The sequence below is a fragment of the Rathayibacter iranicus NCPPB 2253 = VKM Ac-1602 genome, from assembly GCF_003149025.1.
Classification (GTDB): domain Bacteria; phylum Actinomycetota; class Actinomycetes; order Actinomycetales; family Microbacteriaceae; genus Rathayibacter; species Rathayibacter iranicus.
Genome location: NZ_QGDV01000002.1, coordinates 108,570 through 122,880 on the forward strand (window position 1 = coordinate 108,570; position 14,311 = coordinate 122,880).

Here is a 14,311-nt window from a genome sequence, read left to right on the forward strand (position 1 = left end):
CCGGGTCTTGAGTGGGAGGCATCGGCTATCGTGGACTGTCTTTGTCTGTTGCCGTCGCGCCCCGGTCCGGCTGCGTCCCCAAAGCCGGACTCGGCCGTTTCCCGATCCGGCAACGCAGGAGGAGTTCTTTCGTGCGGTTCGTTTTCGCCATCATCGCCACCGTCATCGCTGCCGCGCTGATCGTGCTCGGCATCGGTCAGCGAACGGTTTGGGCGCCTCCGGAGTCCCTGACCGCGCAGGCCACGCTCGACGCGTCGGCCCCCTACGCCGTGATCGACGGGAACGCACTCGATGCGAACCCGGGTCGCCAGACCATCACGGTCGAGGGCAACGGCAGCCTCGTGCTCGCCTACGCCCGTACGACCGATGTGCTCGGCTGGGTGGGAGGCTCCGCCTACAGCGCGGTCGGGCGTGGCACAGTGCGCGACGCGCTGACCGCCGAGCGGGAGACGGGCAAGGCCGTCGAGCTCTCGTCCGATGTTGCAACCGCCAACGCGGCCGTCGTCGACCCGCGCGGGTCCGACCTGTGGCTCGAGCAGTTCGAGGGGACCGGCAGCATGACGGTCGCGCTCGACGTGCCGGCCGACGTGTCCGTCCTGATCGCGAGCGACGGCACCGCGCCCGCGGCCGACTCCGTGCGGGTGAGCTGGCCGGTCGACACCGCGACTCCGCTCGCCGGACCACTGCTGCTGGGCGGTGCGGTGTTCCTGCTCATCGGACTCGTTCTGTACATCTGGGCGTTCGTGCACCTGCGCCGACAGCACGGTCCCCGTCGCAAGGGCCCGCAGGGCCGCATCCCGCGGGGAGCGCGCCGACCCCGGCCTCGCGCCGGCATTGAGGCCTCGATTGCCTCGCCATCCGTCACGCGCCGCCGCGGCGCCCTGGTGCTCCCTGTCCTGCTCGGCACCGCCGTGCTGCTCTCCGGTTGCAGCTCCGACTACTGGCCCAATTTGGCTGCCGGCGCGAGCACAGCGCCCACCGCGTCAGTGACGCCCACCCCGGGAGCCAAACCGGTTGCGGCCGATCCCACGCCCGTCGTTACGACGCAGCAGGCGGAGGCGATCGTCGCCGAGGTCGCCGATGTCGCGTCCCGAGCAGACGCAGCGCACGACGCGTCGATCCTCGCCTCCCGTTTCCAGGGCGAGGCGCTGACCGAGCGGACCACCAACTACGACGTCGTCGCCAAGGGCGGCACCATCGTCCCGCCGCAGACCATCCCGGCGTCGCCGGTGAGCCTCGTACTTCCGCAGGACACCATGACGTGGCCGCGCCTCGTGACGGCGGTCGTGCAGAATTCGGCCGACAGCACGCAGGCGCCGATTGCGCTGATGATGAGCCAGGCGAGTCCACGCGTCGACTACAAGGTCGACTACGCCATCTCGCTCGAGGCCAACGCCCGCATCCCAGATGTTGCCCCGGTTACGGTGGGAACGTCGATCGTCGCTCCCGACTCGCGTCTGATGAAGCTCGCGCCCCAAACGGTGGGCTCCGCGTACGCCGATCTGCTCGCGAACGGTGACACGAGCCAGTACGCCGCGCTCTTCTCGGCCGACGGGGACACGCTCCGAGGGCAGGTTGGCATCGACAAGAAGAACGCCGATCGCGCGGCGCTTCCGAGTACCGCGTCTCTCGAGTTCTCGAACACGGCCGGCACGTCGCCCACCATCGCCCTCGCGACGAACAACTCGGGCGCGCTGGTCGCGGCCAGTATCGCCGAGACGTCGACCGTACGTCCGACAGCCGAGGGCTCCACGGTCTCAACCTCGGGCGCCTCACAGACGTTGCTGGGCACCGACAAGTCGACCACCGGGATCGCGACCACCTACGGTTATCAGTTGTTGTTCTATGTACCGCCCGTCGGATCGGAGGAGAAAATCGTCATGCTCGGATGGAGCCAGGGACTTGTCTCGGTGGTGCAGCTGCCGTGAGTACCGTCCCGCCCCTGCCAGGAAACCTCCGCGGCGCCGTCGACCTGTCGTCGCTGGTCAACCGCCGCACCCCACCCGCTGGTGCCACTGCAGCTCCCGCCGCCTCCGATGCACCGGCCGCGAACCCGCTGCTCCTGACCGCCGGTGACGCCGAGTTCGACCAGGTGGTCCAGCTCTCGTCGCGCGTCCCGGTGATCGTGGATCTGCGGGCCCCCTGGGACGAGCAAAGTACGAGCATGACCGCGCTGCTCGAGAAAGTCGTCGTCTCGTATGCCGGGGCTTTCGTGCTCGTCGGAGTCGACGTCGAGTCCGCTCCGCAGCTCGCGCAGGCCTTCCAGGTGCAGGCCGTGCCGACCGTCGCCGCCATCATCGGCGGGCGCCCAGTGCCGCTGTTCAGCGGGCTTCTCGCCGAGGATCAGCTGCGCGACCTGCTGGAGCAGGTTCTGCAGCTGGCAGCGCAGAACGGCGTAACGGGGACGATCCCGGTCAATGCCGATGCTGATCCCGCAGACAAGGCCGAGCCTGAGCCGGAACCGCTGCCGCCGCATCATCAGGAGGCGTACGACGCGATCGACCGCGGCGACTATTCCGCAGCGATCAGTGAGTACGAAACCGCGATCGCGCAGAACCCGCGCGATGACCTCGCCGTCGCTGGTCTTGCCCAGGTGAAGTTGCTCCACCGGCTGCAGGGTCGCACTCTGGAGGACATCCGCTCGACCGCCGCGGCCGAGCCATCGAACCTCGATGCTCAGCTCGCTGTCGCCGACCTGGACGTCTCGGGTGGTCACATCGAGGACGCGTTCGACCGACTCCTGGCGATGTTCCCGCGGCTCGACGCCGAGGGAAAGGCGGCGACCCGCGCCCGCCTCCTTGACTTCTTCGAGATCGTCGGCCGAACGGACCCTCGAGTGACCAAGGCTCGCGCCCGCCTCACCACACTCCTGTACTGACCCACTCCCCACCTCGCGAGATGCCTCTGAGGTAGGCGACACGCCGAAGAACGTGTACCCAGGAGGCATTTCGCGAGGGGTTAGGGAGTCGGGCGGAGGTAGAGGACCGCCAGGGGCGGGAGGACGAGTTCAGCGGAGGCGGGGCGACCGGCCCACGGTTCTTCGCGAGCCTCGACTGCGCCGAAGTTGCCGACGCCACTGCCGCCGTACATCTGGGCGTCGGTGTTGATGAGTTCCTCCCAGCGGCCCGCCGTGGGCAGGCTCACCCGGTAGCCGTGGACGGCCGTGCCCGAGAAGTTGGCGATGACGGCGACGGGACGCCCCGCGCGGTCCTTGCGGAGGAACGAGACGACGTTCGCAGCCGCGGCACCGCCGTCGATCCACTCGAAGCCGGCCTGGTCGCTGTCGAGTTCCCACAGCGAGGGGGAGTCACGGTAGACGCGGTTGAGCTGGCCGACAAGGCTCCACAGCCCTCGGTGGCTGGGCTGGTCGAGAATCCACCAGTCGAGGCCGCGCTCTTCGCTCCACTCCGAATACTGCGCGAACTCCTGCCCCATGAAAAGCAGTTGCTTGCCGGGGTGTGCCCACATGAAGGCCAGGTAGGCGCGGACGTTGGCGAGTTGTTGCCAGTGGTCGCCCGGCATCTTGTTGACCAGTGAACCCTTGCCGTGCACGACCTCGTCGTGGCTGATCGGCAGGACGAAGTGCTCGCTGAAGGCGTAGACGAACGAGAACGTGATCTCACCGAGGTGGTACTGGCGCCACAGCGGATCGTTCGCCATGTAGTTCAGCGAGTCGTGCATCCAGCCCATGTTCCACTTCAGACCGAAGCCGAGACCGCCGGAATTGGTGGGCTGCGTGACGCCAGGCCAGCTGGTCGACTCCTCCGCGATCATCATGATGCCCGGGTGCAGCTTGTACGCCGTCGCGTTGACCTCCTGGAGGAAGCTGATCGCTTCGAGGTTCTCACGCCCGCCGTGCTCGTTCGTTAGCCACTCGCCCTCTTTGCGGGAGTAGTCGAGGTAGAGCATCGAGGCGACCGCGTCAACGCGCAGCGCGTCGACGTGGAATTCCTCGAGCCAGAACAGGGCGTTCGCGACGAGGAAGTTGCGCACCTGGGTGTGCCCGAAGTCGAAGACGTACGTGCCCCAGTCCATTTGCTCGCCGCGGCGCCAGTCCGGGTGCTCATAGAGGGCCTCACCGTCGAAGCGGGCGAGGGCGAAGTCGTCCTTCGGGAAGTGCCCGGGCACCCAGTCGACGATGACGCCGATGCCGGCCTGGTGGAGGCGGTCGATCAGATACTTGAGGTCGTCGGCGGTGCCGAACCGGCTCGAGGCGGCGTAGTAGCCCGTGACTTGATAGCCCCAGGAGCCACCGAAAGGGTGCTCAGCGAGCGGCATGAATTCGACGTGCGTGAACCCCAGCTCGGTCACGTACTCGATGAGCGGATCCGCGAGGTCGCGGTACCCGAGCCCGGGGCGCCAGGAGCCGAGGTGTATCTCGTAGATGCTGAGCGGCTGGGTATGCGGATCGACGGACGCCCGCTTTTGTAGCCATGCGGAGTCCTCCCACCGGTGGTGCGAGACGGGGACAGTGGAGGCCGTCGCGGGCGGGACCTCCGTCGCTCGCGCCATCGGATCAGCCTTCTGCACCCAGCGGCCGTCGCGCGAGAGCAGCTCGAACTTGTAAGAAGCGCCGGGCTCGACGCCGGGCACAAAGATCTCCCAGACGCCGGTCACGCCAAGGTTGCGGAGCGAGTGACCCTCGCCGTCCCAGCCGTTGAAGTCGCCGATCACGCGGGCGGCCTGAGCATGCGGCGCCCAGACGGCGAAAGAGGTGCCCCACACTCCTTCGTGTTCGCGGTGGCGGGCGCCGAGCGCCTCCCAGAGTCGCTCGTGCCGTCCCTCGCCAATGAGGTAGAGATCGAGGTCGCCGACGGTCTTCGAGAAGCGATACGGATCTTCCGCCGTCCACTCGCCGCCGCCGTCGTAGCGCGCCTCGATGGTGTATGCCTGCGGCCCGAGAACATGGAAGCCCTGCCAGACGCCGTGGCCGAGGTGGCTGAGTTCGACGCGGGCGCCGCTCGAAAGCACGATCGCAACCTTCTCGGCGAGGGGCCGGCGTACTCGCACGACAGTGACCGGGTCCCCGACGCCGGACGCTCGGACGACGTGCTGGCCGAGGACGTTGTGAGGGAGTGCGTTGCTGCCGGTGGCGATCTGCTGCAACACCCACTCGGGGAGGTCAGGGACAGAAATTGCGGACGTGCCGTCGATCTGTCCCGCGGCGGGTTCCGCGGCGACCGGCAGCGGCGCTTCCGGAACCGGCTCGACGGCGTAACGGCGTGCGTTCTCGCCGTCCGCTCCGGGGGGCTGGGGAGCATCGTCTGCAGTGCCGTAGCTCGTGGTCGTCGCCGAGCTGGTGCCTGCGGTCGCCACGGTCTCGGCGTGCGGCGCGAGGCCCGCGGCCTCGGCCGGGCTCTCGCCCTCGGGAACAGTTCCGCTCATCGCTCGTCCGCCTTCACGCTCAGGATGTGCACGGGCTCGACGAACGCGTCGAGCCGCACGTAGTTGTCGCTGCCCCAGGTCCAGACGGCGCCGGTCATCAGGTCCTCGACCTCGAATCGAGCTCCCCAGTCGAGCCCGATCGCGGGCAGGTCGAGATGCACGGTGGTCTCGCGGGCTGAGTGGGGATCGGTGTTCACGACCACGAGAATCGTGTCTGCCGCTCCCGTACCCGTGAACGCCTGCTGTAGGTGCTTGGAATAGACAAGGATCGCGTCGTCGTCGCTGCCATGCACCAGGAGGTTGCGGAGCTGCCCCAGGGCGGGGTGCGCCCGCCGGATCTCGTTGAGACGCGTCAGATACGGTGCCAGCGAGCGGCCGGACTCCTCCGCAGCCGCCCAGTCACGAGTCTTGTACTCGTACTTTTCGTTATCGATGTTCTCCTCGGCGCCCGGGCGTGCGACGTTCTCGACCAGCTCATATCCGGCATAGACGCCCCAGAGCGGCGATGCGGTCGCAGCGAGCGCGGCGCGCACCTTATAGGCAGACCGGCCACCGTACTGAAGATATTCGGTCAGAATGTCCGGCGTATTCACGAACAGGTTTGGCCGCATGTAGTCGGCTGTTTCGTGCGCGATGCTGGTGAAGAATTCGGCCAGCTCCTCCTTGGTGTTGCGCCAAGTGAAGTACGAATACGACTGCTGGAAGCCGACTTTGCCGAGCGCCCGCATGATCGCCGGGCGGGTGAACGCCTCAGCGAGAAACAGCACCTCGGGGTGCTCCGCGGTGATCTCGTGGATGACGAACTCCCAAAAGTCGAGCGGTTTCGTGTGGGGATTGTCGACGCGGAAGATGCGCACCCCGAGCGCGATCCAGTGGCGCAGAATTCGCAGCGCCTCCTGACGGATGCCCTCGGGATCGTTGTCGAAGTTGACCGGATAAATGTCCTGGTATTTCTTCGGCGGGTTCTCGGCATAGGCGATCGTTCCGTCGGGGAGCGTGGTGAACCACTCCGGATGGCTGGTCACCCACGGGTGGTCCGGTGAGGCCTGCAACGCAAAGTCCAGGGCAAGTTCGAGACCGGCGTCCGTGACCGCGGAGTGGAACGCACGGAAGTCGTCGAGCGTGCCGAGGTCGGGATGAATCGCGTCGTGGCCTCCCTCCGCTGAGCCGATCGCCCAGGGGGACCCTGGGTCACTCGGACCGGCGTCGAGAGTGTTGTTCGGGCCCTTGCGGAAAGCGCGGCCGATGGGGTGGATCGGCGGCAGATACAGCACGTCGAAGCCCATCGCAGCGACGGCGGGCACGCGGTCGATCGCGGTGCGGAACGTTCCGCTGCTGACGGTGCCGTCGTCGTGGCGCACGGCGCCTTCGGAGCGGGGGAAGAACTCGTACCAGGCGCCCACACCGGCGCGGGTGCGCTCGACGTGCACGGTCCGCGGCTCCGACACGCTGACAAGGCTCATCACCGGGCGAGCCTCGAGCGCTTCGTGCACGGCCGAGTCGGTCGCCGCGGCCAGGCGCTCGTCGGCCGGCAGATCGGAGTCCGCCAGGCGGGAGGCGATGCCGGCGAATAGGCCGCGCTCGGCTCGGGGCCGGGCCTCGTCGTCCGCTCCGGTTCGCAGGAGACCGGCGCCGATTGCGAAGGTGACTTCGATGTCAAGGCCTGCCGGGATCTTGACCTCGGCTGTGTGCAGCCAGGTGGCCCAGTCGTCAGCGAAAGCGCGGATGCGATACGTCCAGTCTCCTTCGGTGTCGAGCAGGACTAGGCGTCCGTATCGGTCTGTTCCCGTCGCAAGAAGCGACATGCGGTGCTCCGACTCCGCGCCAGTGGGGGAGGTGAGCAGGAGGTCGACGCCGATGAGGTCGTGACCCTCGCGGAACGCGGTGGCGGCGAAGGGGACGACCTCGCCGACGAAGGCTTTCGCGGGCCAGCGGTCGTCCTCGAGCCGTGGTTGCGGATCGAGGATCGGGATGCGCTCGGCTCGCACGCGGTAGCCGCTGCGGGTGGTGGCCGGCGCTTCGGCGACTGCCGGCGCCTCGGAGGCCGCAGGAGCCGACGCGGCCGCCGGGGCGGAGGCGGCGGCCGGAACGGTGGGTGCCGAGTCTCCCACCACCGCTTCGGGTGCGCGTTCGCGACCCGCTGGTCGTGCGTCGTCGCCGAGCGGAGCCGTGCCGAAAGGTATCTGAGCCACGTCATGACAGTAGCGATCGACGACCGCGCGCACACGGCGCTTGCGCCCGCCCGCGGAGCTGTGCGAGCAGTCCGCGCCGGAACGGATTCGGGCCGCGACGCTGGGCTAGGGTGACCGAGCGCGACCCGCGACCGTCTCTCCTGAGTCCGCAGAGAGTCGAGGGATGCTGTGAAGGCGATCCGCCGCTTCATCGTCCGCTCCGTCCTTCCGCCCGAGCTCTCGGCTCTGGGCGAGCTGGCCGGAAATCTGCGCTGGGCGTGGCACGAGCCCACCCGGCGCCTGTTCGAGCGGGTCGACCCCGAGCTCTGGCGCCGCGGGGGAGCCGACCCGACGTCACTGCTCGGAGCGGTGAGCCCCGAGCGGCTTGCCGAACTCGCCAGGGACCAGGGCTTCGTTGACGAGGCGTGGCGCCTGCGCGACGAACTCGAGCGCTACCGTTCCGAGCCGCGCTGGTACCAGTCGCTGGCGGAGGAAGTACCGCGCTCAATCGCCTACTTCTCGCCGGAGTTCGGCATCGCCGCGGCGCTTCCGCAGTACTCCGGCGGGCTCGGTATCCTCGCGGGCGACCACCTCAAAGCCTCCTCCGACCTGGGCGTACCGCTGATCGGCGTCGGCCTGTTCTACCGCTCCGGCTACTTCTCTCAGGGCCTCTCGGCCGACGGCTGGCAGTTGGAGTCCTACCCCTCGCTCGACCCGGACGGCCTGCCGCTGCGCGTCGTGCGCCGCGCCGACGGGTCGCCCGCCAGGATCGTGCTCGCGCTGCCCGAGGGCCGAGCGCTGTACGCCAGGGTCTGGCGCGCTGACGTCGGCCGGGTGACGCTGCTCCTCCTCGACACCGACATCCCCGAGAACGAGGACGCGCTGCGCTCGGTGACCGATCGTCTCTACGGCGGAGAGAGCGAGCACCGTCTCCTGCAGGAGCTGCTGCTCGGGATCGGCGGCGTGCGTGCGCTCGCACTGTGGGCCGAAGTTTCGGGCACCGCGGTTCCGGAGGTGTTCCACACCAATGAGGGCCACGCCGGCTTTCAGGGGCTCGAGCGCATCTCGAGCCTGATCGGCGCGGGCCTCGACTTCGACCAGGCGCTGCAGGTGGTGCGAGCGAGCACGGTGTTCACCACACACACGCCGGTGCCCGCCGGCATCGACCGCTTCGACCGCGCGCTGATCGGCCGATATTTCTCCACTGAGCTACTGCCCGGGGTGCAGGTCGAGGACGTCCTGGAGCTGGGAGCCGAACCGGGGGACTCCGGGAGCACCGCGTTCAACATGGCGTATATGGGTCTGCGCCTGGCGCAGCGCTCGAACGGCGTCTCGACCCTGCACGGGGAGGTGAGCCGGTCGATGTTCTCGAGTCTGTGGCCCGGCTTCGAGACGGCGGAGATTCCCATCGGTTCGATCACGAACGGGGTGCACGCGGCGACCTGGACCGACCCGATCCTCCGGACGTTGGCACGGGATCGGCTCGGCACCGACGACACGACCCGCGCCGACTGGGCCTCGGGCGACCTGAGCGACGAGGCGCTCTGGCGGGCCCGCCGAGCGATGCGGGAACAGCTTGTGCACGACGCGCGTCGACGCGCTGTTCGCTCCTGGCAGGAGCAGAATCCGGGCGGGTCACCGCCAACATGGCTCGACGAGATCCTCGATCCGGATGTGCTCACAGTCGGCTTCGCGCGGCGCGTGCCGACCTACAAACGCCTGACCCTGATGCTGCACGACCCTGATCGCCTGCGGGCGCTCCTCACTCATCCGGAGCACCCGATTCAGATCGTCATTGCGGGCAAGTCCCATCCGGCGGACGAGGAGGGGAAACGGCTGATCCAGAAGCTGGTCCGCTTCGCGCAGGAACCGGATATCCGGCGGCGCATGGTCTTCCTCCCCGACTACGACATTGCGATGGCCCAGCTGCTCTACCCGGGCACCGATGTCTGGCTGAACAATCCGCTGCGCCCGCTCGAGGCGTGTGGCACCTCCGGGATGAAGGCGGCTGTGAACGGCTCGCTGAACCTTTCGATCCTGGACGGCTGGTGGAACGAGTACTTCGACGGCGAGAACGGCTGGGCGATCCCCTCCTCCGACCGCGCCCTCGACCCAGAGGCCCGCGACATGCTCGAGGCCGATGCGCTCTACGAACTACTCGAGTCCGAGGTCGTGCCGCGCTTTTCCGAGCGCGACCAGGACGGCGTCCCGCACCGCTGGGTGCGCTCGATCCGCCACACTCTGGCGACACTCTCGCCCGAGCTGTCGGCCGAGCGGATGGTGCGCGAATATGTCGCAGCCCTCTACCACCCGGCGGCGGAGGCAGCGCGAGCGGTGTCGGCCGATCACTTCGAGCCCGCAAAGGAGCTTGCGTCGTGGAAGCGCCGGATACGCGCGGGCTGGCCGAGCCTCGTCGTGGCCTCGGTCGAATCAGGCGGAATCGATGCCGTGCCTCAACGCGGTGACCGGCTCGCGGTGCGTGCCGGGGTGCGCCTGGGCGAACTCTCCCCGGCAGACGTCACGGTGGAGGTGGTCTACGGCACCTCGACCGCCGACGGCTCGCTCACCTCGCTGCGCCGGCACGAACTCGAGGTGGTCGAAGAGGCCGGTGCCGTCGTCCCCGCCGACGCGGTCGGACGCGTCCCCTACGCGGGCGTGCTGACCCTCGACCGCAGCGGCTCCTTCGGCTATACCGTCCGCGTGGTCCCCCGTCACGCGCTCCTCGCCCACCCCGCCGAGCTCGGCCTCGCAGCCACCGCCACCTAACCCATGCCCGTCCCCCACCCTGCGAGATGCCTCTTGGATACGCGACACGCCGATGAACGCGTACCCAAGAGGCATCTCGCGGAGGGGCGGTGAGGCGTGGGTCAGCGGGCGAGGGGCGCAAGCTGGGCGCCCGTGACGGCGACGAGGTCGGCGGGGGCGAGTTCGATGTCGAAGCCTCGGCGACCGCCCGAGACGAGCACCGTCTCGAAGAACTCGGCCGACTCGTCGAGCACCGTGCGGTGCCGCGTCCGCTGACCAATCGGTGAGATGCCACCCAGGACATAACCCGTGCGGCGCTGCACGAGGGAGGGATCGGCCATCTCGGCGTGCTTGCCTCCGACCGCCGCCGCAAGCCCCTTGAGATCGAGCGAGCCGGTCACGGGCACGATGCCGACCACGAGTTGGCCGTCCACATCGACCAGAAGAGTCTTGAAGACCCGCTCCGGCTCCACGCCGAGTGCCTGGGCGGCCTCGATCCCGTAGCTCGTCATCGACCGGTCGTGGCGGTACTCCCGCGGGACGAAAGGGATCCCCGCTGCCGTCAACGCGACCGTGGCGGGAGTCCCCGGTCCGCTCCGCGTCATCAGGTCTCCTGCTCCACGGCCGACTCCTGCTCTGGAGCCGATCCGTGCGCCACGAAGAGCTGCATCGATGTCGCAGTCACGCGGATGACCTGCCCCGCCGCGAAGGTCTCGCCATGTTCCAGCGGCTCCGGCTCCGCGCTGTTCCACAGCCGCGTGTAGCCGGTCACGCCCTTGTCCTGCGCGAGCGCGACCGTCGTTTCCTGTTCCACACCGTGTATGACGAGGAGCACCCGGTCGAGATCGCCGTCGACCGACGTCGAGGCCGCGAGGTACTGCAGTGTTCGGTGCGCGGCCGAGGTCCAGTCCTCGCCGGACATCCCGCGGCCGTGCGCGTCGAACCAGCGCATGCTGCTCGCTCCCGGCGTGGCCTCCTCGCCTCGGCTGTACCGGGAGGGTCGCAACGCCGGGTGCTCGCGGCGAAGGCGGAGGAGGGTCCGGGTGTGTGCCCGTAACGCGAGCTGCCAGCTGGCGAGGTCCGCCCAGCGCAGCCAAGTGAGGTCCGAATCCTGGCAGTACGCGTTGTTGTTCCCGCGCTGACTGCGCCCGGTCTCGTCGCCCGCTGTGAGCATCGGGACGCCGGCCGAGAGCAGCAGGGTGCCGAGCAAATTGCGCATCGCTTTGCGCCGGTCGAGGGTGATCCGCTCGTCGGTCGTGGGACCCTCGAAGCCGTGGTTGAAGGAGCGGTTCGTCTCGGCTCCGTCGCGGTTGGACTCGCCGTTGCCGATGTTGTGCTTGACGTTGTACGAGACCAGATCGGCGAGCGTGAAGCCGTCATGCGCCGTCACGAAGTTCACGGACGCGAGCGGGCCGCGCTCGGCCGAGAAGGTGTTCGAGGAGCCGGCGAGCCGCGTCGCGAATCCACCGACGCCGACGGGGGCCGTCCCTGCGCGCCGGGCGTAGTCAATGTCCGAGAGCCAAAAGTTGCGCGCGCGATCCCGGTAACGGTCGTTCCACTCCGACCAGCCGACGGGAAAGTTCCCCGTCTGCCACCCGCCCGTGCCCACATCCCACGGCTCAGCGATCATCTTCACGCCGGCCAGCGCAGGATCCTCGACCGCGGCCCGAAGCAGCGGATGGTCGCTCTGAAAGTGGGCGATCTCGTCGCGGCCGAGAGTGGCCGCGAGGTCAAGGCGAAAGCCGTCGATCCCCAGCTCGCCCGACCAGTAGCGGAGTGAATCGAGGACGAGCCGCTGCGCGGCGGGCCTGCCGAAGTCGATTGTGTTGCCACAGCCCGTGACGTCTACGTAATGCCCCTGCGCCGTCTGCCGGTACCAGCCCGCGTCATCTATTCCGCGCAGGCTCGACGTCGGCCCGTCAGGTCCCTCCTCCGCCGTGTGGTTGTAGACGACGTCGAGGATCACCTCGAGACCGGCCTCGTGCAGCAGCTTCACCATCCCCTTGAACTCGCGCAGCACCGCGCTCGGTCCGCCACGCTGGGCGCTGGGGGAGGCGTACGCGGCGTGCGGACTGAAAAAATTCAGCGTGTTATAGCCCCAGTAATTGGTGAGGCCCTGCCGCAACAGCCGCTGCTCCGAGACGAACGCGTGCACGGGCAGCAGCTCGACCGCCGTGACCCCGAGATCGAGCAAGGCCGCGACCGTCGACTCGTGTGCGAGGCCCGCGTAGGTGCCGCGCAGCTCCACGGGGAGTGCGGAGTTGAGCTTTGTCAGGCCCTTGATGTGCGCCTCGTAGATCACGGTGCTCGCCAGCGGCGTGCCGGGCCGGGAGGAGGCGCCCCAGTCAAACGCGTCGTCGACGACGACCGAGCGCCACTCGTTCTCCGCCACCCGGTGCAGACCCCTCGAGTAGGGCTCGAGCAGGGCGCGCCGGGGGTCGAATCGGTGGCGCGGTCCGCTCGGGCCGTCCACGCGCAGGGCGTAGCGGCGGCCGGGCACCAGCAGCTCGGAGCAGACCGACCACACCGCGTCCTCATCGCGGGCGAGCGGGACGGTCCGCGTGATCCACGCCGGATCCTTCTCGTCGTACACCAGCAGGTCGACCGCGCTTGCACTGTCTGACCAGACCCGCAACTCGCCGCCCTGGTCGCCGACGCTCACGCCGAGCCGGGCGAGGGGATCGTGACAGGTCATGCGACTTACAGTAGTGACGGGCACCGGCCTCCCCCGTGCCCCTGACGCGGGAGGAATGGCTGCATGATCTACCTCGATCACGGCGCGACCACACCGCTGCGCGCCACCGCCCTCGCTGCATTCGCTGAGGCCTCGGCACGGCCGGGCAACCCCTCCTCTGTGCACGCCTCGGGGCAGGAGGCACGACGGCGACTCGAAGATGCGCGCTCGGCGCTCGCCGGCGTGCTCGGCTGCGAGCCGATCGAAGTCGTGCTGACTGCGGGAGGGACGGAGGCGATCAATCTCGCGATCAAGGGCCTCTTCTGGCAGCGGCGCGCGGAGGACGCTGCCCTCGTCCGCCTGCTCGTCGCGGAGGGAGAGCACCACGCCACGCTCGATAGTGTCGCCTGGCTGGCCGAGCACGAGGGCGCCCGGATCGAATGGCTGCCGCTCGACGCCGAGGGGACCCTGCAACCAGAGACGCTCGCCGCGGCGCTCGAGCGCGATCCCGGCTCCGTTGCCCTGGTGACCGCGCTGTGGGTGAACAACGAGATCGGCACGATCAACCCCGTGGTGGCCCTCGCCGAGGTCTGCGCGCGCGCCGGCGTGCCGCTGCACCTCGACGCGGTCGCCGCGTTGGGCCACCTGCCGCTGCGGATCGACGAGGTGCGCCGCGAGTCCGGTTCGCGCGGCGGCGCGGGGCTCGTCGCCGTCAGTGTGTCGGGGCATAAGGTCGGCGGACCAATCGCCACCGGCGCCCTCATGCTCGCCCGCGACGCGCGGGTCGTTCCGGTGCTGCACGGAGGTGGCCAGCAGCGCGGCGTGCGCTCGGGCACCCAGGACGTTCCGGGTGCCGCCGCCTTTGCGGCCGCCGCGGTCGAGGCGGAGGCGGAACTGCCCACCGAGACCCGTCGCCTCACCCTCCTGCGCGACCGGCTGGTCACCGGCGCCCTCGTGGCGGTCCCCGGAGCGACGCTGACCGGTCCGCCGCTTGACTCCGGCCGCCGCATCTCGAACAACGCGCACCTCGCGTTCCCCCGCGCGCAGGGCGACTCCCTGCTCTTCCTGCTGGATGGCGCGGGCGTCTCTGTCTCGACCGGCTCCGCGTGCACGGCGGGCATCCCCGAGCCCTCCCATGTGGTCCTCGCGCTCGGTCGCAGCGAGGATGAGGCGCGCGGGGTCCTGCGGATGACGTTCGGGCACACGTCGGTCGACGCCGACGTCGACGCGCTGCTCGCCGCGCTGCCTGCCGCCTACGCGCGGGCCGCGCGGGCCGGACTGTCCAACCGCGTGGTGCTTCCCGCCGGTTGATGCTCGACGCCGTTCGCCGCTCGTG

8 protein-coding genes are annotated in these 14,311 nt (G+C 69.1%); 4 read left to right on the forward strand and 4 right to left on the reverse strand.

Annotated features, from left to right (window positions below):
- Positions 1 to 131: 131 nt before the first annotated feature.
- Complete coding sequence (locus B0H03_RS03055; protein ID WP_104264661.1) at positions 132 to 1,928, forward strand: DUF8094 domain-containing protein; 1,797 nt, start codon at positions 132 to 134, stop codon at positions 1,926 to 1,928.
- Positions 1,925 to 2,878 (forward strand): tetratricopeptide repeat protein, encoded by a 954-nt coding sequence (locus B0H03_RS03060; protein WP_104264662.1) that lies wholly within the window; start codon positions 1,925 to 1,927, stop codon positions 2,876 to 2,878. Before B0H03_RS03055 ends, B0H03_RS03060 begins: the two co-directional genes overlap by 4 nt.
- 80 nt (positions 2,879 to 2,958) lie before the next feature.
- On the opposite strand, the gene glgB is transcribed toward B0H03_RS03060, so the two are convergent.
- A complete protein-coding gene (gene glgB / locus B0H03_RS03065) occupies positions 2,959 to 5,385 on the reverse strand; it encodes a 1,4-alpha-glucan branching protein GlgB (RefSeq protein ID WP_104264663.1) in 2,427 nt (808 codons plus the stop codon).
- Positions 5,382 to 7,373, reverse strand: a complete 1,992-nt coding sequence (locus B0H03_RS03070) for an alpha-1,4-glucan--maltose-1-phosphate maltosyltransferase (RefSeq protein ID WP_419956901.1) — start codon at positions 7,371 to 7,373, stop codon at positions 5,382 to 5,384. Before B0H03_RS03070 ends, glgB begins: the two co-directional genes overlap by 4 nt.
- A 372-nt stretch (positions 7,374 to 7,745) precedes the next feature.
- Here B0H03_RS03070 and glgP point away from each other — a divergent pair, with 372 nt between their 5' ends.
- Positions 7,746 to 10,322 (forward strand): alpha-glucan family phosphorylase, encoded by a 2,577-nt coding sequence (glgP, locus tag B0H03_RS03075; RefSeq protein ID WP_104264664.1) that lies wholly within the window; start codon positions 7,746 to 7,748, stop codon positions 10,320 to 10,322.
- A gap of 101 nt (positions 10,323 to 10,423) precedes the next feature.
- On the opposite strand, the gene ybaK is transcribed toward glgP, so the two are convergent.
- Positions 10,424 to 10,906: a Cys-tRNA(Pro) deacylase gene (ybaK, locus tag B0H03_RS03080; protein WP_104264665.1), complete on the reverse strand. Its 483-nt coding sequence runs from the start codon at positions 10,904 to 10,906 to the stop codon at positions 10,424 to 10,426.
- On the reverse strand, positions 10,906 to 12,996 hold the full coding sequence (glgX, locus tag B0H03_RS03085; protein ID WP_104264666.1) for a glycogen debranching protein GlgX: 2,091 nt from the start codon (positions 12,994 to 12,996) through the stop codon (positions 10,906 to 10,908). The genes ybaK and glgX overlap by 1 nt, the downstream gene beginning before the upstream one ends.
- Before the next feature lie 63 nt (positions 12,997 to 13,059).
- Between glgX and B0H03_RS03090 the strand changes: the two genes are divergently transcribed.
- Complete coding sequence (locus B0H03_RS03090; RefSeq protein WP_104264667.1) at positions 13,060 to 14,286, forward strand: cysteine desulfurase family protein; 1,227 nt, start codon at positions 13,060 to 13,062, stop codon at positions 14,284 to 14,286.
- The last annotated feature ends 25 nt before the right edge of the window (positions 14,287 to 14,311 follow it).